Source organism: Erwinia sp. 1181_3 (genome assembly GCF_052824965.1).
This window is the reverse complement of the sequence record NZ_VTDE01000002.1, coordinates 251,174-268,787: the sequence shown is the minus strand read 5'-3', so window position 1 is coordinate 268,787 and position 17,614 is coordinate 251,174. Positions and strand designations below refer to the sequence as shown.

The following is a 17,614-nucleotide window of genomic DNA, read 5'->3' as shown; positions in this document are numbered from 1 at the left end:
GTCATTCTCATATTTTTCTCCCCCCCGGTCATAAATCCTGCAATCTGCCCTGTATTTTTCTTCGTCACTGCCGATAACTTTCAACAGCGATCCTGAGCGCGTGCTGTTTTTCCGCGCCGGCTGACAACAATGAATAATAACCTTGAGGTAGACATGGATAACTTTCAAAAAGAGATCGATGAGAGAGCGAATCTCGCATTATCGAATAAGTTCGAACTTTTGTTATTCCGCCTGGGGTCTGCTCATCAGGATGATAAGCCTGAGCTGTTCGGCATTAACGTTTTTAAACTGCGTGAAATCGTGCCGATGACCAACATCACCCGTGCGGCAGGCATGAAATCCCCGCTGCTGGGTATGGCGAATATTCGTGGGCAGTTGATCCCGGTGATCGATCTTCCTGCGGTGGCGGGCTGCACTCCCTCAACGGGCCTGAATTTATTACTGGTCACCGAATACGCGCGCAGCACGCAGGCGTTTGCGGTGGAATCTGTCGAAGATATCGTGCGCCTTGACTGGAGCCAGGTACATGCCGCGGAATCCGGTGTCAGTACCCGTAACATTACCAGCATTGCCTGCCTGGATAATAACAACAATATGGCCATGGTGCTGGATGTTGAGCAGATCCTGCATGATGTCATCCCTTCTGTTCGTGAAGTGAAAGAAGGCGACATTAAGGTGAAAACCTTCAAGCTGAAGCCGGGCGCGATAGCGATTGTGGCGGAAGACTCGAAAGTTGCCCGTCAGATGCTCGAGCAGGGCCTGAAAGCGATGGGGATCCCGGCCGAGATGCATACCACAGGCCTGGAAGCCTGGGAAAAAATTAAAAAGCTCTATAAGGAAGCTCAGGAAGAGGGCACATCTATCCATGACAAGATCGCGCTGGTGTTAACCGACCTTGAAATGCCTGAAATGGATGGCTTTACGCTGACGCGTAACATCAAGAGCGACCACAATCTGAAGGATCTTCCGGTGGTGATCCACTCTTCACTTTCTGGCAGTGCTAACGAAGATCATGTCCGTAAAGTTGGGGCGAATGGTTATGTGGCCAAATTCGAAATTAACCAGCTTTCCGCGGTGATTCACCAGGTACTGGAAGACGCAGTCTACTGATCAGATTGCGTTAAATATCGTTAAAGATCCCTCTGTCCTCAGGGGGCTGCCAATGAAGAGAATACAGCGGACAGGGAAGGTGCGACTGCCGCACCTGCCTGTTTTTACTTCGCCCTGCAACGCCCTTGCAACACGGCGATAATCATTGCGCGAATTCACACATCAGAATAATTCACTTATCACTTGTCTGAAAAATCCTAGAATAAAACCGGGCATCGTTAAAAGGAGGCTGGAGGGAGTAAGGAAGAGAACGTACAAGGCCCGGTGCGTCGGTTTGACGTTATCTGGATGGTGCGCTTGCTTACTGAGGTTCCTTCATCAGAACTTATGGATAAAGACAGTCATAACCCACCCGCCGATCTTCAGGCGGACGTTCCTGCAGACCCTCCACCGGACAGCACGGATTGTGCTCATCCGATTGCGGTGGATCTGGAAGGTTGGGTGTTAACACCCGCGCAGCGAACCTTTATTAAGTCCTTACTCAGTGAGGATGACGAAAGCGATACCGATCGCTAAAAACAAACAGGCCGCCAGTGTGCGGCCTTTTTTTTTATCTGTCCGGTACCGACTGAACAAACGCAGAGCAAAATGAGCAGCCTGAATGGTTGCCTGGGCCAGGTAAAGCACAATGCGGGCAATGATGTCCGACGGCAAATGTACTGCGCATATTCAGACTTAACCTCGCACACTCTTCCTGACCCAGCAGATGACCAATTTTGCGTATCAATTTTTTTTCGCGCTGACGCGCAGCGATGGCAGCCGCACGTCGCGCCTTATAGCGGCTACGACAGGTACCGAATGGTGCTGCCGTTTTCCAAAATATCGTAGTCATAAAGACCTCCGGTGCAGGAACCCGTTCTCTGATTCCCCTTGCCATGTGCGGTAAAAACCCTCGTAAGCGCAGCTGATGAATCGCGCCTATAAAAACGATAGCTATAGTTATTATCAATATCAAATGTTATGAGTTAAATAACCTTTGCTATCAGCGTATTTATTTGAAATAACTGATTTTTAATATTTAATTTGGATTAATTGGCAGTTTAATGGCAAAGATCTGAAAAATTTTACTAACCTATTCAGTTATATCGATAGATGAACACTGTCATGCCCATGATGTGAGAGGGATTGATGGTTTACCGCGAGGAAATACTGATGGTTTCTGTGTTGTTCAGGGTGTCTGGCGGTCACTACGAGGAGATAATCCTGCCGGAGCAGGAGGTGAGTGATTATCGTCTTAAATCGCGAATAAGGAAAATAGCCACACCGATTAAGCGGACTTCTCCCGCCAGCTCAACCGCGGGCAGGCGTGGGTCATCAACGGTTAAAAAACCATTCGAGGGCCCTTCCAGATAGCGGTACACAGAGACGCGTGAATTCATCTCAGCCATGACAAGATCTCCAGATTCAACTGGTACATCGACGTCAATGATCACAACGCTGCCTGCGGTTGCTTCCACGCAACCGCTATTTCGGTCAAGAATATAGGCCCGCCAGCTCTTTTTAGCCTTAACGCCGGTGGGGACAGCGACCAGTTCAGTGGTTTTTCCGCTGGCATCCCAGAGCGGCACAGTAGTGCCGCTTTTAACTTTTTCTGTGGGGCTCATGGCTGCCGCTCCGCGCATCTCTCCCGCGCCGTTTGCCAGCCACTCCACGTTGATATCCAGTGCTCTGGCAATGTCGACCAGCTTACGCGATCCCTCTGCCTCACCCTTCGTCAACCGCCAAATTGTTGGCTGTGATACGCCCGATGCTTTTGCCAAAGCACCCTGTGTCATTCCCATCATGGTCATAGCCATGTTCAGCCGCCAGGCGAGTGTATTCGGTTTCATATACCAGAATTTATAGCGATGCGTATTTTTCGTCAAACACGCTTTGCTATTATTTTTTATGATAGCCTTTGCTATTTATTGTCTTTTATCTATACCTATAAGTATCGATATGGTGAGCGAATGGCATTCAAAAGCGTTTTTTTGTTACCAGTCAGGAAAGCATGTCGGGTTCTATGTGGTGCTAACGGCCACATCCGGCGGTTCGGGAACAGGTCCAGTATTAACGTGACGTTGCAGGATAGTGTTGCACCGATATCGTCGGATTTCCCCTTATTGCGGGATATTTTTTACCGCTCTTTACCAACCCGGTCGTCCAGCCTAATCGCTGGTCTCATCTTCACGGTGGCGTATGGCCACCCGTCCTGGTGTCTTTGCCAGCATCGTCGCACTATCGGGAGATCGTGCCGATCTGGGCAAAACACTGTTTTGACACTCACCGTTGCAGGCCGACACCTGGCATAAATCGGGGCTGTCGGACAACCCTGCATGGGATAAAGGAGCAGGCTATGCGAGATATCAAAATACTATTGGAACGATGGGGCGGTTGGGCGGCGGCCAGTGGACACGGGCTGGGCTACTCTTCTGTCGCGGCGGGCTTCAGAGGCCTGGTCAGCGATCGTGGTCATCAACGACTGGCTTGCAGTGATAACGACGGCCTGATACTCGACGGCTGTATCAGCCGGCTGATGAGCGTGAATAAAGAACAGCACACTATCCTCGTGGCACATTACCTCTATCAAATTTCACTCCGTTCGATTGCCCGTCGTCGTCGCTGTGCTGACGGGACTATCCGTAAGCAGATTCAGACGGCTGAGGGATTTGTTTCTGGTGTTCTCACCGCACTGGAGTGTGAACTGGAATGTGATTCGCTCTGCAAACTCGAATAGGACACTTCCGGGTAAAATCACTCAACAACGCAATTGAAAAAAGAATATTAAAAAAATCAGGAAAATTTATTGCGTACGCAAATTCTGTCTCAAACTATCACTATCCACCTTTAAATAACATTCTTAAGCGTCACTGTTATTTCTCTTTTGTGAAAAAACTCGCCATTTTATTGTTCGACGTGATGAACAAGGCTGGCAAAGCAGCCTTTTTTTATTGCCTGTCAGTGAGGTGAACTATGAGTAAAGTCATTCAGATTTTAATGTATGAAGAAGGATACCAGGAGAAACCTTACCGGGATACGGAGGGATATCCGACGGTAGGGTGCGGAATTAAGATCGGACCCAAAGGTGCGGCGCTCGATAATTATATTTTCAGCCTGCCGCGAACGGTCGCCGAAGTCTGGTTACAAGAGATGCTAAACAGCCAGATGAAGGATATTAACCGTCGTCCTTCGATTCTGGCTGCGCTGCGGCAGTGCAACACGCCGCGCGCCGATGTGTTGTACAGCATGGCCTACCAGCTGGGTGTTGACGGGCTGTCAGCGTTCAAAAACACCCTGTTGCTGATTGCTGCGGGGAATTTCAGCGGCGCAGCGGAAGCGATGCTGGCCAGCCTCTGGGCACGACAAACTCCGACACGCGCCCAGCGCCATGCTGACGTGATGCGCAGCGGAACCTATACGCAATATCAGGAGGTCCTGTGAAATTTACCCTGTTTGTTTCGCTGGTGGCTGTGACGTCACTGGCAATCTGGCTGTTAGTCCATTATGGGCGGGTGGCGGTAGTCAATCATGCGCGCCTGTTGTTTAAAACCTGGTCTGTCTGGCTGGCGTCAGGGGGGTCGGCACTGACCGCATGGGTGCAGTCTTTTCCCGATGCTGCGCTAACGGCATGGAGTTCGCTACCAGAGGATGTTAAGTCCTATCTGCCACACAATTTCCTGGGGATGACGGGCGCTTTTATGGTGGCAATGGCAGTGATGGCGCAGTTTATAAAACAGAAAAACCTCAGTAAACAGCGTGATACGTTGAATGGAGGCAAGGTATGAGTGCGCTGCTTTCACTACTCAGCAGTAGCTGGCATGGCCTGCTGGCGATCGTTGCCGTGGTTGGGGCCTTTTTCGCCGTCTGGTTCGGTGGTAAGCAGGTGGGCAAAAGCCAGCAGCGAGCGAAAGCCCAGGTCGCCGAGGCGCAGAAAAGTGCCGCGCAGATTGCCGTTGTGGCAAAAAAACAGGCAGATAACAGTGAGGAGGCAAAACGTGTACAAACGGCCAATGCTGTGCTTGATGATACTGACGCTCGTCGCAAGTTGCAGCAGTCACAATTCAACTCCGACGATAGCCAGTGAGTTAATTACTGACTCTTCCTGCACCCTCTTTTCACCTATTTACACGCACGGTCAGGATGCACAGTTAATGGATATCAGAACGGTCAGGCAAATAAATGTCCATAACGATCTCTGGGTATCATTGTGTGCAAGTAAAAACAAGTAAGCCTCGCCTTTATTATTTTATTTAGGAGGTGTTACGCAGTTTGTTATTTATTGTATCCCACTCAACCCCATTTATTAATCCTGAATAAGGCGGCTGACATCTGTGCGCTGCCCGGAGGTTATTATGATTGAAGTTAACTCTTTTGCTGAATTACGCACCACCGCGCCATCAAAATCAGGCGAAATTGCGCTGTTAAAACGTTATTACGATAAAGACTCCACCTTTCGTGGTGGTGGTACTTTTGCCGGTTTCGTGACAACGGCGCTGCCGGTGGATGACAGTGGCACCTATGCCGTCGGAACAGGATTTTTCTGGAAACGGGTGGTGAACAGCCAGGACGAGCTGAATATCTATCACTTTGGCGGCAAAGGTGACGGTATCACCGACGACAGCGGTGCCTTTAAGCTGATGCTGAACTGGGCACAGAATGTGAATACCAGCAGCAAGGATCTTGGCGTTCGTTTCCCGGGCGGTAAGTTTCTGATCAACCCGATTGATCTCTCCGCCAGCGAAATCCCGTTCTTTTATCTCTATGGTGACGACAACCCCCAGGGGGGAATGCCGCGTACCACCATTGTTTCCGATAAATCCACCAGCCCGGTGTTCAAAGTGAACGCACGGCGCACGGCGATTAAAGGTATTTGCTGGAACGGTCAGGCCTCGGCGGATATCACCGCCAATAAGGGAGCGATCAGCGCTGAGATGTGTACCAACCAGCAGCCCTTCTTTGAAAATATTATGGTGGCAGGCCAGACGGTGCTGATCACCTGTTTCCGGGTACAGAATTCGGGGGGGACGGCGGTCAAGCTTCTGGATACGCTGGATACCAAGTTCGACCAGATCTACTCGATCAATACCTATGGGCGCGTCTTTGACGTCGGCTGGTCTGATACGGTGAAGGGCGTATGGGACCACTCCACGGCCATTGAGTTGTCGAATGCTAACTTCCAGAGCGGCTATGGTGACGCCACGCTAATGATGCCGCGCGTTGGCCAGGGGCTGATACGCAACGTCTGGATTGAGCACACCCGCTTCCCGGGGGATTTCAATAACGGGCAGTGGCTGGTGGATGCCCTGAGTCTGGAGGACTGCGCCAATCCGCTGAATATGGATAATGCCCGCGTGCAGATCCGCCAGCTCAATCTGCAATCCGGCGGCGCGGTCAGCCTGAACGCCGCCGCCGGGCGCTGGTTGTCCGGCTATGAATCCGGCTGGCGTCGGGATGAAAGCTTCGGTACACAGATGACCGGCACTATGCGCGCGGGCTGGTACAGCGGCTATAAAATTACCAACATCTCTACCAGCGACAAATGGTACAAGCTGGGTAAAGTCTTTATGCCAAAAGATAACCAGCAATGGATTATTGAGATGATCGGTAAGTCGACGAACGATGCTGTGACCGGGACGGCGGGAAGCCCGATAGGTGCTATGTCATCCGGCACCAGTTATCTGGCCATTTCTCGCTGCGCCACCGCGATTTACGGCGATATCCGGCATCATGGTTCTCCTGCGGTGCTGGATATCAAGTTCAACCGCATCGGCGTGACCACATCGGAGATTTGGGTCAAACTGAAAGCGGCCAGTGGCGATACTATGTTCAACCTGAAATCCACCGGACCGACGCGCTTTGAATCCGGTGAGTGCTCGCTGTTTACGCCGGACCTGAGTGAAGTCACGGATGCCACGACGATAGGCACCGTCTCTCCGGCGGCACGTATGAGCCTGCATAACGGGCTGGCGGGCGTGGGGGCGAATGAAAAAGGCGTGCTGACGGTGGCGACAGCGATCGCAACAGCGCCGGCCACCACCACGGTTGCTGGTTATATCACTGTGAACGTCAATGGGACCGACAGAAAAATTGCGTATTATTAATCAACAGCTTAAGGCCGGGGAAATCCGGCCTTTTTTTGTCGTTTTCGCGGCTGTTAAAAAATGGTTATGAACTTTCTCCACCTCGTCCGGTCACAAAAAGGGTAGGCTTCTTTTAACGATGAAAGGAAATATCCATGAGTGATAACGAAAGCAAAACGCAGACTGACCACTTACGTGACGTGACTTCGCAGCTAAAAGAAATGCGCCATTATGCTCAGAGTAATACTGAAACGCTGTCAACACAGTGGCTGGCGTTCGATCAGGGGGAGCACAAAGACACAGGTTTTGCAGAGAAAATTAATCAGTTACTGACTCAGCAAGGTAGCCTGCTGGATGAGCTGGATACCACCATCCAGGATTTTGAAATCGAAGCGAACCGCATCGAAAACGAAGCATAATGCAAAAAAGCCGGCCTTTTCAGGTCGGCCCTTTATTCTCATCTGGTCTGACAGCATCACGTCTGGCCGCACCAGCCCTCGCCAAACCCGTAGTTACAAGATAAATTCCGGACGGACCTGATTTCTACCGCTGCTCTTGGCGATATAGAGCTGCTCATCGGCTTTGGTAATCGATTCGTCCAGACTGTTGACGTTATTGATATTGAGCGCGCTGATACCGATGCTGGCCGTCACGCTGAGATCGTTGCCGTCAAGCAGGATCTGGTTCTCTTCAATACTGTGACGCAGACGGTTGGCTAACAGAAAAGCGCGCGGCTGTGAAATCCCTTCTATTAATACCAGAAATTCCTCGCCCCCCATCCTGCACACCAGCGCTGACGCGGGCAATCCCTGACGAATACACTCCACCGTTTTTGCCAGCACATAATCGCCGCTGGCATGGCCGTAGGTATCATTAATGTTCTTGAAGCGGTCGATATCAATGACAAATACCGCACCAAAAAAGCCCTGTGGGCGGTTACGCGGGGTGACCAGTGTTTCCAGTTTGGAGGCGAGACCGCTGCGTGTCAGCGCGCCGGTCAGGAAATCATAGTCGGCACGCTTGGTAATCCGCGCCACCAGTTTACGGTTTGAGGCGGTACTCAGTGCCACAATCAGTGGGCTGATCAACATCGCTGCCACGCCCAGGCGCGCGGATGACAAACTGTCAATACGGAACAGGTCGTCTTTGCCCTGAATATTCAGCACGTTTCCCGCAACCAGAATAATTTCGCTAATACCGGTAAACAGCGTCAGGAAACAGGTAATAAACAGCGGATAGCTGATCGCACACCACAACAACGCCGGTAATGGGAACAGTAAACTGCCGCCGCCACCGACCCAAATGCCGGTTACCGTGGTGAGCACCAGCGCCAGTATCGGTAGCACGCTGCTGTCGCGCAGGGCAGTAACCAGATGTACCAGTTCATCGCGTCTCGGCAGGCTGATCACCAACGGTAATAGCAGAATCGATGTCGACATCTGTTCGGAGAACCAGGAGAACCAGGCTTTAAACAGCTCATCTTCGAAGTAGCGCTCGCTGACGATGGCGCCGACCAGCGCACAGGCTGCGGCACCCAGCAGTGAGGCAGGAAACACATGCAACAGCGCCTGCAAGCGGCGGGGATGTCCGCGCGTGAAAAAAGGGTTACTCAGCAACACCCAGCGGGCGGTGGCGATAAAAAGAATATTAGCGATATCCAAACCGACGGCAATCATCACCTGGGTACCATAAAGGATATCGGCACTGAGCATACCGAAATAGAGCACGACCAGGGTGCTGGGTTTGTCCAGTGATGGGAAGCGGATCAGCAGCCCCAGAAGAATGGCGTTACCCGGCCAGAACAGTGACAGTGAGGCTAAATTGCGCGATTCCAGGCCGATTGTGGATAGCAGCATGGCAAGGGCAAATAAGATGATGGCCCTGTTGAGGTTATATTTATAATTTGGCATCGTTAGGCTCAGGACGGTTAAAACGGGTCACTCTCGAGACGGTCGAGTTTACTGGCTGGCTGCAGTTAGATAACAGATCGACATCAGGGGATTGGCGCGAAATGACGCGCCCACAACATACGTGACAACCCGGATGAAAGCAATTCTTTAAGACTATTCCTAGTATTGCTATTAGCAGAATGGCGCAAGCACGATCTGACTATCACTTGCGCTACTCAATCAGTTAAGTATTTTTAATCTGTTTCCCGGCCAGCGCCGTTATGTGATGCCACATATAGCGCAAAACCCAGCAGCGATCGAATAAAAAAATACACAGTCAGGCGGTTTGGGAAAAATCCTGGTGATGCTAACTCACTGAGCTAAATCATAAAAGAAACTGACTATCCTGAGTGTTGCGCTATCCGCAGGGAGGCCAGCCCGCTGAAATAAGGGTAATGAATGGACTTGAGGACCCCGCCAGAAAGGCGGTTTGTGGCGGGGGGTGATGGACCGTAACGCGAGGCAGGAGGGGGAAAAGTGTTTCAGCCATTGACAAAACAATGTGCGGACTCAGGGGCTTAGTGGTTCCATAACGCAGTGCTAACCTTTATTATCCTCCCCAATTGTTTACTGCCATAAGAAAGACGGATGTCATGTATCAACCTGTCGCCTTATTTATAGGCCTGCGCTACATGCGCGGGCGTGGTTCAGATCGCTTCGGGCGGTTTGTTTCCTGGCTTTCCGCTATCGGCATTACGCTGGGTGTGATGGCGCTGGTTACCGTGCTGTCGGTGATGAACGGCCTTGAGCACGAGCTGGAAAAAAATACCCTTGGCCTGATGCCGCAAGCGTTGATCACCAGCGACACCGGGTCGATCAATCCGCAACAACTGCCCGCCAGTAGCCTGCACCTCTCCGGGGTCAGTCGCGTCACCTCGCTGACGACCGGGGAAGTGGTGATGCAGAGTGCGCGCAGCGTTGGCGTTGGCGTGATGCTGGGCATTAATCCCGATGAAGCCGATCCGTTAACGCCGTATCTGGTGAGCGTACGCCAGCAGCAGCTGGAATCAGGCAAGTACAATGTGATCATCGGTGAACAACTGGCAGGGCAGCTTGGCGTAAAACGTGGCGATCAAGTGCGTCTGATGGTGCCTTCAGCCAGCCAGTTCACCCCGATGGGGCGTATTCCCAGTCAGCGTCTGTTTACTATTATTGGCACCTTTGCCTCGAACAGCGATGTCGACGGTTATCAGATTCTGGTCAACCAGCAGGATGCCTCGCGTCTGATGCGTTACCCGGCCGGGAATATCACGGGCTGGCGTTTATGGCTGGACAAACCGTTACAGGTGGATAGCGTCAGCCAGCAAACCCTGCCGAAAGGGCTGGTGTGGAAAGACTGGCGTGAGCGCAAAGGCGAACTGTTCCAGGCAGTGAAGATGGAAAAAAACATGATGGGCCTGCTGCTCAGCCTGATTGTCGCCGTCGCTGCATTCAATATTGTCACCTCGCTGGGCTTGCTGATTATGGAGAAGCAGGGTGAAGTCGCGATCCTGCAAACGCAGGGGCTGAAACGCCGTCAGATTGTGGCGGTGTTTATGGTGCAGGGTGCAACGGCCGGTATTGTCGGTGCGTTACTCGGCGCACTGCTCGGCGTGCTGCTCGCCAGCCAGTTAAATAACCTGATGCCGGTGATTGGTGCCTTCCTTGATGGCGCCGCCTTACCGGTTGAAATTTCCCTGACTCAGGTTGCCACCATTACCCTGACGGCGATTGTCGTGGCGCTGTTGTCAACGCTTTACCCTTCCTGGCGCGCGGCCGCCGTTCAACCCGCTGAGGCTTTACGTTATGAGTAACAAGATCCTGTTGCAGTGCGACAACCTGTGCAAACGCTATCAGGAAGGCAGCGTGCAGACCGATGTCCTGCGCAACGTTACCTTTAGCGTAGAACCGGGTGAAATGATGGCGATTGTTGGCAGCTCAGGTTCGGGGAAAAGTACCTTGATGCACCTGATGGGCGGGCTGGATACGCCAACCTCCGGGGAGGTGGTGTTTGACGGGAAGTCGCTGAATAGCATGTCCTCGGTCGCTAAGGCCGAATTGCGTAACCGCGAACTGGGTTTTATCTATCAGTTTCACCATCTGCTGCCCGATTTCAGTGCGCTGGAAAATGTCGCGATGCCGCTACTGATTGGTCAGACCGCCAAAGCCGAAGCTCAGCAGAGAGCGGTCGACATGCTGAAAGCCGTCGGGCTGGATCACCGTGCTGCACACCGTCCGTCAGAGTTGTCCGGTGGTGAGCGTCAGCGTGTAGCCATCGCGCGTGCGCTGGTCAACAACCCTCGCCTGGTGCTGGCCGATGAACCGACCGGTAACCTCGATGCGCGTAACACCGATGCCATCTTTGACCTGCTCAACGAGCTGAATCAACGCCAGGGCACGGCTTTTCTGGTCGTCACCCACGATCTGCATCTGGCGAAACGTATGCGTCGTCAGATGGAAATGCGCGACGGGCAGCTCAGTGACCAGGTCAAACTGGCAGGTAGCTTCTGATGGCGGGTTCTCTCTCTCTTCTGCTCGGCCTGCGATTCAGCCGTGGTCGTCGGCGCGGAGGCATGGTTTCGCTGATTTCCGTGATCTCAACGGTCGGCATTGCCCTGGGCGTGGCGGTGCTGATCGTCGGGCTAAGCGCGATGAATGGCTTTGAACGTGAACTGAATAACCGCATTCTGGCCGTCGTGCCACACGGTGAAATTGAGCCGGTCAACCAGCCGTTTACTGGCTGGCAGGGGCTGGTGCCGAAAATGGAACAGATCCCAGGTATTGCAGCGGCAGCACCTTACATTAATTTCACCGGGCTGATTGAAAGCGGCAGCAAGTTGCAGGCCGTGCAGGTGAAAGGTGTTGACCCGCAGCAGGAGAGCCGCCTCAGTGCGCTGCCCTCCTATGTGCAGGGCGATGCCTGGCAGAACTTTGGCGCGGGCAAGCAACAGATCCTGCTGGGGCAGGGCGTCGCCAACAGCCTTAAGGTAAAACAGGGCGACTGGCTGACGATTATGATCCCGAACAGCGATGCCGGGCACAAACTGTTGCAGCCCAAGCGCGTGCGCCTGCAAGTGAGCGGTATCTTAAAGTTAAGCGGGATGCTCGATCACAGTCTGGCGCTGGTGCCGTTAGCGGATGCGCAGCATTTGCTGGGCATGGGGGACAGTGTTACCGGCATCGCCATCAAAGCCACTGATCCGTTCAATGCGGTCAGCCTTGTTCGTCAGGCGGGCGAAGTCACCCACGCGTATGTGTACATTCGCAGTTGGGTAGGCACTTACGGTTATATGTACCGTGATATCCAGATGATCCGCGCGATTATGTATCTGGCGATGGTGCTGGTGATTGGCGTGGCCTGTTTCAATATCGTCTCCACCCTGGTGATGGCGGTGAAAGATAAAAGCAGCGACATTGCCGTACTGCGCACCCTGGGGGCGAAAGACGGCCTGATCCGCGCTATCTTTGTCTGGTATGGCCTGCTTGCCGGACTGGTGGGCAGCGTGAGCGGCGTGGTGGTGGGGGTGCTGGCTGCGTTCAATCTGACACCGATCATTCATGGGATTGAAGCGCTGACCGGTTACCATTTCCTTTCCGGGGATATCTACTTTATTGATTTCCTGCCGTCAGAGCTGCACTGGCGTGATGTCGGGATTGTCCTGGTCACGTCGCTGTTACTCAGTCTGCTGGCAAGCTGGTATCCGGCGCGCCGGGCCAGCCGTATCGATCCGGCACGGGTACTGAGTGGGCAGTAAAAACACGAGGGCATTGAGGGCGGTCTCTCACTCTCAGGATGCGGATTTTCCTGGGGTGGATATCACGTTTATCGGCACACTCTCAGTGCACCCGGGTTAATCACCCGTTATTATCAGGGACAGGTTCCGCACCGTACGGTGCGCCATTCCTGCATATTAAGGATTAGAGGATTTGATGATGCGCACACCCCGTCGCCGCCTCAGGCTGGCACGCTACAAGAAGACCCGACGCCAGGTTCACCAGCGTTTTCGTCAGCGCATTTTCGAACGTGACCGCAATATCGAAATTGCCCGTCATCCGCTGCCGCGTGTGGTGGTGCTGACCGGGGCCGGGATTTCCGCTGAGTCCGGCATCCGGACTTTCCGCGCAGCCGATGGCCTGTGGGAAGAGCACAAAGTGGAGGATGTCGCCACGCCGGAAGGTTTTGCCCGCGACCCTCAGCGGGTGCAGGATTTCTACAATGCCCGCAGGCGTCAGCTGCAGCAGAATGATATCCAGCCTAATGCGGCGCATCTGGCACTGGCCGAACTGGAAGCAGCACTGGGTGACCACTTTCTGCTGGTGACGCAGAATATCGACAATCTGCATGAGCGCGCCGGAAACCGTAACGTTATCCATATGCACGGTGAGCTGTTAAAAGTGCGTTGCGCCGGCAGTGGTCAGATCCTGCAGTGGACGGATGATGTGAAACCCGACGATCGCTGCCATTGCTGTCAGTTCCCGTCCGTATTGCGCCCACACGTGGTGTGGTTTGGCGAAATGCCGTTGCAGATGGATGAAATTTACCAGGCGCTGGCGCAGGCCGATTATTTTGTGGCGATTGGCACCTCCGGGCACGTTTATCCGGCGGCAGGCTTCGTCCATGAAGCGCGTTTGCAGGGGGCTCATACCGTGGAGCTGAACCTGGAACCGAGCCAGGTGGGCAGCGAGTTTGAAGAAAAAGAGTACGGACTGGCCAGCGAAGTGGTCCCGGAATGGGTTCATGACCTGCTGAAAAACATCGCTGTACCGGTGCTGACCGGTGCCGATGCGCCTTCAGCGTTTGGCCAGCGAGAAGACCAGGTGGGCGATAACTCCGCCGACTAATCCCCAAAACGCGGCACCCACGCCAAGCAGGGTGAGGCCCGAGGCGGTGATCAGAAAAGTGATCACCGCTGCATCTCGCTGTTTCTCATCGCTTAATGCCCGTTGCAGACTCCCGGCGATGGTGCCCAGCAGTGCCAGCCCGGCAATCGTGTGGATCAGTGCCAGCGGCAACGCAGTAAACAGGCCGCTAATCGCCCCACCAAACACCCCTGCCAGTAAATAAAACACCCCGGCAGCGGCAGCGGCCCAGTAACGGCGCTGCGGATCGCTGTGCACCTCCGGTCCCATGCAAATCGCGGCCGTAATCGCGGCAATACACACGGTAAAGCCACCGAAAGGGGCCAGCAGTAGTGCCACCAGCCCGGTCCAGGCGATCAGCGGTGACACCGGAAGCGTATAGCCGTGTGCTTTGAGGGTGGCGATACCGGGTGCATTCTGTGATGCCATCGTGACCACAAAAAACGGTACGCCAATGCCCAGCAGCGTTTCGAGCGTAAAGTGCGGCATGATAAATTCCGGCATCACCAGGCTCTGCGTCTGCGTAGCATGAATATTGCCCTGGAGTGCCGCCATGCCTAACCCGGCCAGCAACGTGAGAATAATGGCATAGCGCGGCAGCAGACGGCGTGACAGCAGATAGACCAGGCACATGGTGCCGCTCAGGGCGAAGTTAACCTGGATCGCGGCAAATGCATCCACGCCAAACCGCAGTAAAATTCCTGCCAGCATCGCGGCAGAGATCGCCTGCGGTATGGCATTCATCAGGCGGGCAAACAGTCCGGTAATGCCGCAAAGAAAGATCAGCGCCGAGGCGAAGACAAATACGCCAACGGCCTCATTGAGTGATGTGCCGGGCAGACTGGTCACCAACAATGCCGCGCCGGGTGTTGACCAGGCGGTGAGTACCGGCGTGCGATACCACAGTGAGAGGCCGAGCGTGGTGAGGCCCATCGCCAGCCCAAGCATGGTCAGCCAGCCGCCCGTTTGAGACGCGGTGGCCCCGGCGGCCGCTGCGGCCTGGAAAATAATCGCCGCAGAGCTGGTGTAGCCGACGAGCACGGCAACAAATCCGGCGACGATGGCAGGAAACGTCAGGTGACTTAATGTAAGCGGTGGGCGCATAGCGAGTGTCCTGGCAGAGGCAGACCAATGTGCGTTATAACGTACAAGGTAGCATCGTGCGTTATAGCGCACAAGGCGTTATACTCGTTTCATGCTTACAGGAGATCACAACGTGGACAGTCTGCAACACCATCTGGCGCAAACCCTGAAGACCCAGCGTAGCGCACGTGGCTGGAGTCTGACCCAGGCCGCGGATGCCACGGGCGTGAGTAAAGCGATGCTTGGGCAAATCGAACGCGCGGAATCCAGCCCGACCGTGGCAACGCTGTGGAAAATCGCAACGGGTTTTAACTTGCCATTCTCTGCCTTTATCGATCCGCCAGCCGTTGACAGTGCGGCACGGCACCAGCGTCAGCAGGGCTACACTGCCTTTGACAGTACGATGCAGGTGTTCCCGCTGTTTCCTTTCGATGCCGCCCTGAATTTTGAAATGCTGGTGATTGAGCTGGCCTCCGGGGCATCCAGTGCATCCGACGCCCATGAACGCGGTGTGGTCGAACATGTCATTGTCATCGAGGGCGAGCTTGAGTTACAGGTTGATGGTCAGTGGCAGCGCCTTTCCGCGGGGGATGGGGTGCGTTTTCATGCTGACTGCGCCCATGCCTACCGCAATCCGGGCACGGAGCCGGTGCGTTTTCATGATCTCATCCATTATCCGCAACGTTAATGCTGCGCCAGCGTACTAAACTGACCTGAAACAATATTTAACATTGTTCCGCTATCCATAATAAGCACTGGCATCCAAAGGGAAGACAGATGAATAACTTACTTGATCGCTTCTTAAACTATGTGTCTTTTGATACGCAATCTAAAGGTAACGTTCGTCAGGTTCCCAGTACTGAAGGGCAGCTTCGCCTGGCGCAAAGATTGTGTGATGAGTTACGTGCGCTGGGACTGAGCGATGTGTCCTGCAGCCCACGCGGTATTGTGATGGCCACGCTGCCGTCAAACGTAAGCTGGCCGACGCCGGTCATCGGTTTTATTTCCCATATGGATACGTCCCCGGATTTCACTGCGAAAAATGTTAACCCGCAGGTGATTGAGAATTATCGCGGTGGTGATATTGCCCTGGGAATTGGCGATGAAATTTTGTCGCCGGTGATGTTTCCGGTACTGCATGAGCTGACCGGGCATACGCTGATCACCACGGACGGTAAAACGCTGCTGGGCGCAGATGATAAAGCCGGAATTGCCGAGATTATGACGGCGCTGGCCCATCTCACCTCCGGAGAAGTGGCGCACGGCGAGGTGCGCGTTGCTTTTACTCCCGATGAAGAAATTGGCCGAGGTATCCAGCACTTTGATGTTGCCGCCTTTGCCGCCGACTGGGCTTATACCGTCGATGGCGGGGGGATGGGGGAGTTTGAATATGAAAACTTCAATGCGGCTTCGGTTACGGTAAAAATTACTGGCAATAACGTCCATCCGGGAACGGCAAAAGGCGTGATGGTCAATGCGCTGGATGTGGCGATGCGTTTCCATCGTGAAGTGCCGGAAGATCAGGTGCCGGAAAAGACGTCCGGTTACGAAGGTTTTTACCATCTGCATGGTATCAAAGGCAGTGTGGACCGCGCCGAGTTGCACTACATCGTGCGCGATTTTGCCCGCAGCGGCTTTGACGAGCGTAAACAACGGCTGGCAGCTATCGCCCACCGTTTAGAGAAAACGCTGCCTGCCCCGGCGGCGATTGAGCTGGTGGTTGAAGACAGTTACTACAATATGCGTGAACAGGTGGAAGCGTGCCCGCAAAGTATCGAGCTGGCCCTTCAGGCGATGCGCGATTGTGACATCACCCCGCATGTGAAACCGATTCGCGGCGGCACGGACGGTGCGCAACTGTCGTTTATGGGTTTACCTTGCCCGAATCTGTTTACCGGGGGCTATAACTATCACGGCAGGCATGAGTTTGCCTCACTCGATAATATGGAGCAGGCGGTAAGGGTGATCACCCGGATTGCTGCACTCACCGCAGAGCAGGCCAAACCCGCAGGCTGACGGGCATTGGACTCGGTAGAGGGCGATCCCTGAGCGATCCCCACAAAACAAGACCGACATTGCCTCTGGTGGCGGACTTGACCCGTGATGATGGTATGCACGACGCTCAAGGTCAAGATACAGGTCAACGTCAAGGGCGTTTCGCTTTCCCACTTCGTGGGCTGAGCGACCCAGGGCGGCCAGTCGCCGCCGCCCTGGGGACCCGGGCTTTGCGGCAGGCGCTGCGTCCACTGCGTGGATGCCTTCGCAAGCGCGGTTCACCGACGGACTGGTCGTGACGGCACATCCCTGTACCGGCTCTCCCTCTCACCGCCGTCCTGGCGGTTCGTCCTGGTTCACTGCGCTTCCTCAGCGCTGCTGAATGCCGCCTCAACGTCAAAACCTGGGTCTAAACCCAAAATCCTGATTCAAATTCATCCGCAGAGATCGTTATGTTGTGGTGGTTTTAAAACTAACAGCGAGCAACCATTCAGCGGGGATGGGGCCAGTTTGAGGTAAGCCGGACGTCACGCGGCAGGGACGCCGCGTGCCGAGGCCCGCAGGGATGCGGATTTTGCC

General features: G+C 54.0%; 17 protein-coding genes. 14 read left to right on the top strand and 3 right to left on the bottom strand.

Annotated features, from left to right (window positions below):
* Positions 1-153: 153 nt before the first annotated feature.
* Both FY046_RS05595 and FY046_RS05590 read left to right on the top strand, forming a co-directional pair.
* Positions 154-1,110 carry a chemotaxis protein gene (locus FY046_RS05595; RefSeq protein ID WP_339455202.1) on the top strand — a complete coding sequence of 319 codons (957 nt, stop codon included), beginning with the start codon at positions 154-156 and terminating at the stop codon, positions 1,108-1,110.
* 327 nt (positions 1,111-1,437) lie between these two features.
* A complete protein-coding gene (locus tag FY046_RS05590) occupies positions 1,438-1,626 on the top strand; it encodes a hypothetical protein (RefSeq protein ID WP_200640377.1) in 189 nt (62 codons plus the stop codon).
* A gap of 710 nt (positions 1,627-2,336) precedes the next feature.
* Here FY046_RS05590 and FY046_RS05585 read toward each other — a convergent pair.
* Positions 2,337-2,906, bottom strand: coding sequence for a helix-turn-helix domain-containing protein (locus tag FY046_RS05585; protein WP_238337046.1), 570 nt, complete (start codon positions 2,904-2,906; stop codon positions 2,337-2,339).
* A 539-nt stretch (positions 2,907-3,445) separates the two neighbouring features.
* Between FY046_RS05585 and FY046_RS05580 the strand changes: the two genes are divergently transcribed.
* The 6 genes from FY046_RS05580 (at position 3,446) to FY046_RS05555 (ending at position 7,588) form a co-directional block, all read left to right on the top strand.
* Positions 3,446-3,826 (top strand): antiterminator Q family protein, encoded by a 381-nt coding sequence (locus FY046_RS05580; RefSeq protein WP_446185856.1) that lies wholly within the window; start codon positions 3,446-3,448, stop codon positions 3,824-3,826.
* A 236-nt stretch (positions 3,827-4,062) separates the two neighbouring features.
* Entirely contained in the window at positions 4,063-4,530 is a 468-nt protein-coding gene (locus FY046_RS05575; protein WP_133842914.1) for a glycoside hydrolase family protein, read from the top strand.
* Positions 4,531-4,550: 20 nt separating this feature from the next.
* A complete protein-coding gene (locus FY046_RS05570; protein ID WP_227536363.1) occupies positions 4,551-4,874 on the top strand; it encodes a DUF7940 domain-containing protein in 324 nt (107 codons plus the stop codon).
* Positions 4,871-5,173: a hypothetical protein gene (locus tag FY046_RS05565; protein ID WP_205945542.1), complete on the top strand. Its 303-nt coding sequence runs from the start codon at positions 4,871-4,873 to the stop codon at positions 5,171-5,173. The genes FY046_RS05570 and FY046_RS05565 overlap by 4 nt, the downstream gene beginning before the upstream one ends.
* 268 nt (positions 5,174-5,441) lie before the next feature.
* Positions 5,442-7,190, top strand: a complete 1,749-nt coding sequence (locus FY046_RS05560; RefSeq protein ID WP_133842918.1) for an amylovoran biosynthesis protein AmsF — start codon at positions 5,442-5,444, stop codon at positions 7,188-7,190.
* Between the two features lie 134 nt (positions 7,191-7,324).
* The gene (locus tag FY046_RS05555) at positions 7,325-7,588 is read left to right on the top strand and encodes a hypothetical protein (RefSeq protein ID WP_133842920.1); all 264 of its coding nucleotides are present in this window, start codon (positions 7,325-7,327) and stop codon (positions 7,586-7,588) included.
* A 93-nt stretch (positions 7,589-7,681) separates the two neighbouring features.
* On the opposite strand, the gene FY046_RS05550 is transcribed toward FY046_RS05555, so the two are convergent.
* On the bottom strand, positions 7,682-9,079 hold the full coding sequence (locus FY046_RS05550; RefSeq protein ID WP_446185855.1) for a diguanylate cyclase: 1,398 nt from the start codon (positions 9,077-9,079) through the stop codon (positions 7,682-7,684).
* 632 nt (positions 9,080-9,711) lie between these two features.
* Here FY046_RS05550 and lolC point away from each other — a divergent pair.
* The 4 genes from lolC (at position 9,712) to cobB (ending at position 13,939) form a co-directional block, all read left to right on the top strand.
* On the top strand, positions 9,712-10,911 hold the full coding sequence (gene lolC, locus FY046_RS05545) for a lipoprotein-releasing ABC transporter permease subunit LolC (protein WP_133842924.1): 1,200 nt from the start codon (positions 9,712-9,714) through the stop codon (positions 10,909-10,911).
* Positions 10,904-11,608, top strand: coding sequence for a lipoprotein-releasing ABC transporter ATP-binding protein LolD (gene lolD, locus FY046_RS05540; protein ID WP_133842926.1), 705 nt, complete (start codon positions 10,904-10,906; stop codon positions 11,606-11,608). The genes lolC and lolD overlap by 8 nt, the downstream gene beginning before the upstream one ends.
* Positions 11,608-12,852, top strand: a complete 1,245-nt coding sequence (gene lolE / locus FY046_RS05535) for a lipoprotein-releasing ABC transporter permease subunit LolE (protein ID WP_446185854.1) — start codon at positions 11,608-11,610, stop codon at positions 12,850-12,852. The genes lolD and lolE overlap by 1 nt, the downstream gene beginning before the upstream one ends.
* Before the next feature lie 178 nt (positions 12,853-13,030).
* Positions 13,031-13,939 carry a Sir2 family NAD+-dependent deacetylase gene (cobB, locus tag FY046_RS05530; protein ID WP_227536364.1) on the top strand — a complete coding sequence of 303 codons (909 nt, stop codon included), beginning with the start codon at positions 13,031-13,033 and terminating at the stop codon, positions 13,937-13,939.
* Here cobB and FY046_RS05525 read toward each other — a convergent pair.
* Entirely contained in the window at positions 13,889-15,061 is a 1,173-nt protein-coding gene (locus FY046_RS05525) for a benzoate/H(+) symporter BenE family transporter (protein ID WP_159337062.1), read from the bottom strand. The genes cobB and FY046_RS05525 overlap by 51 nt on opposite strands.
* Before the next feature lie 112 nt (positions 15,062-15,173).
* On the opposite strand from FY046_RS05525, the gene FY046_RS05520 reads away from it, so the two are divergent.
* Both FY046_RS05520 and pepT read left to right on the top strand, forming a co-directional pair.
* Entirely contained in the window at positions 15,174-15,728 is a 555-nt protein-coding gene (locus tag FY046_RS05520; protein WP_166653713.1) for a helix-turn-helix domain-containing protein, read from the top strand.
* An 89-nt stretch (positions 15,729-15,817) separates the two neighbouring features.
* A complete protein-coding gene (gene pepT, locus FY046_RS05515; RefSeq protein WP_159337061.1) occupies positions 15,818-17,056 on the top strand; it encodes a peptidase T in 1,239 nt (412 codons plus the stop codon).
* Positions 17,057-17,614: the final 558 nt, after the last annotated feature.

Bases quoted from the DNA above. Each gene is read 5' to 3' on its own strand.
- FY046_RS05550 (WP_446185855.1), bottom strand. From the start codon at position 9,079: ATGCCAAATTATAAATATAACCTCAACAGGGCCATCATCTTATTTGCC.
- lolE (WP_446185854.1), top strand. From the start codon at position 11,608: ATGGCGGGTTCTCTCTCTCTTCTGCTCGGCCTGCGATTCAGCCGTGGT.
- FY046_RS05560 (WP_133842918.1), top strand. From the start codon at position 5,442: ATGATTGAAGTTAACTCTTTTGCTGAATTACGCACCACCGCGCCATCA.
- FY046_RS05575 (WP_133842914.1), top strand. From the start codon at position 4,063: ATGAGTAAAGTCATTCAGATTTTAATGTATGAAGAAGGATACCAGGAG.
- cobB (WP_227536364.1), top strand. From the start codon at position 13,031: ATGCGCACACCCCGTCGCCGCCTCAGGCTGGCACGCTACAAGAAGACC.
- FY046_RS05565 (WP_205945542.1), top strand. From the start codon at position 4,871: ATGAGTGCGCTGCTTTCACTACTCAGCAGTAGCTGGCATGGCCTGCTG.
- pepT (WP_159337061.1), top strand. From the start codon at position 15,818: ATGAATAACTTACTTGATCGCTTCTTAAACTATGTGTCTTTTGATACG.
- lolC (WP_133842924.1), top strand. From the start codon at position 9,712: ATGTATCAACCTGTCGCCTTATTTATAGGCCTGCGCTACATGCGCGGG.
- lolD (WP_133842926.1), top strand. From the start codon at position 10,904: ATGAGTAACAAGATCCTGTTGCAGTGCGACAACCTGTGCAAACGCTAT.
- FY046_RS05555 (WP_133842920.1), top strand. From the start codon at position 7,325: ATGAGTGATAACGAAAGCAAAACGCAGACTGACCACTTACGTGACGTG.
- FY046_RS05590 (WP_200640377.1), top strand. From the start codon at position 1,438: ATGGATAAAGACAGTCATAACCCACCCGCCGATCTTCAGGCGGACGTT.
- FY046_RS05525 (WP_159337062.1), bottom strand. From the start codon at position 15,061: ATGCGCCCACCGCTTACATTAAGTCACCTGACGTTTCCTGCCATCGTC.
- FY046_RS05595 (WP_339455202.1), top strand. From the start codon at position 154: ATGGATAACTTTCAAAAAGAGATCGATGAGAGAGCGAATCTCGCATTA.
- FY046_RS05580 (WP_446185856.1), top strand. From the start codon at position 3,446: ATGCGAGATATCAAAATACTATTGGAACGATGGGGCGGTTGGGCGGCG.
- FY046_RS05585 (WP_238337046.1), bottom strand. From the start codon at position 2,906: ATGGCTATGACCATGATGGGAATGACACAGGGTGCTTTGGCAAAAGCA.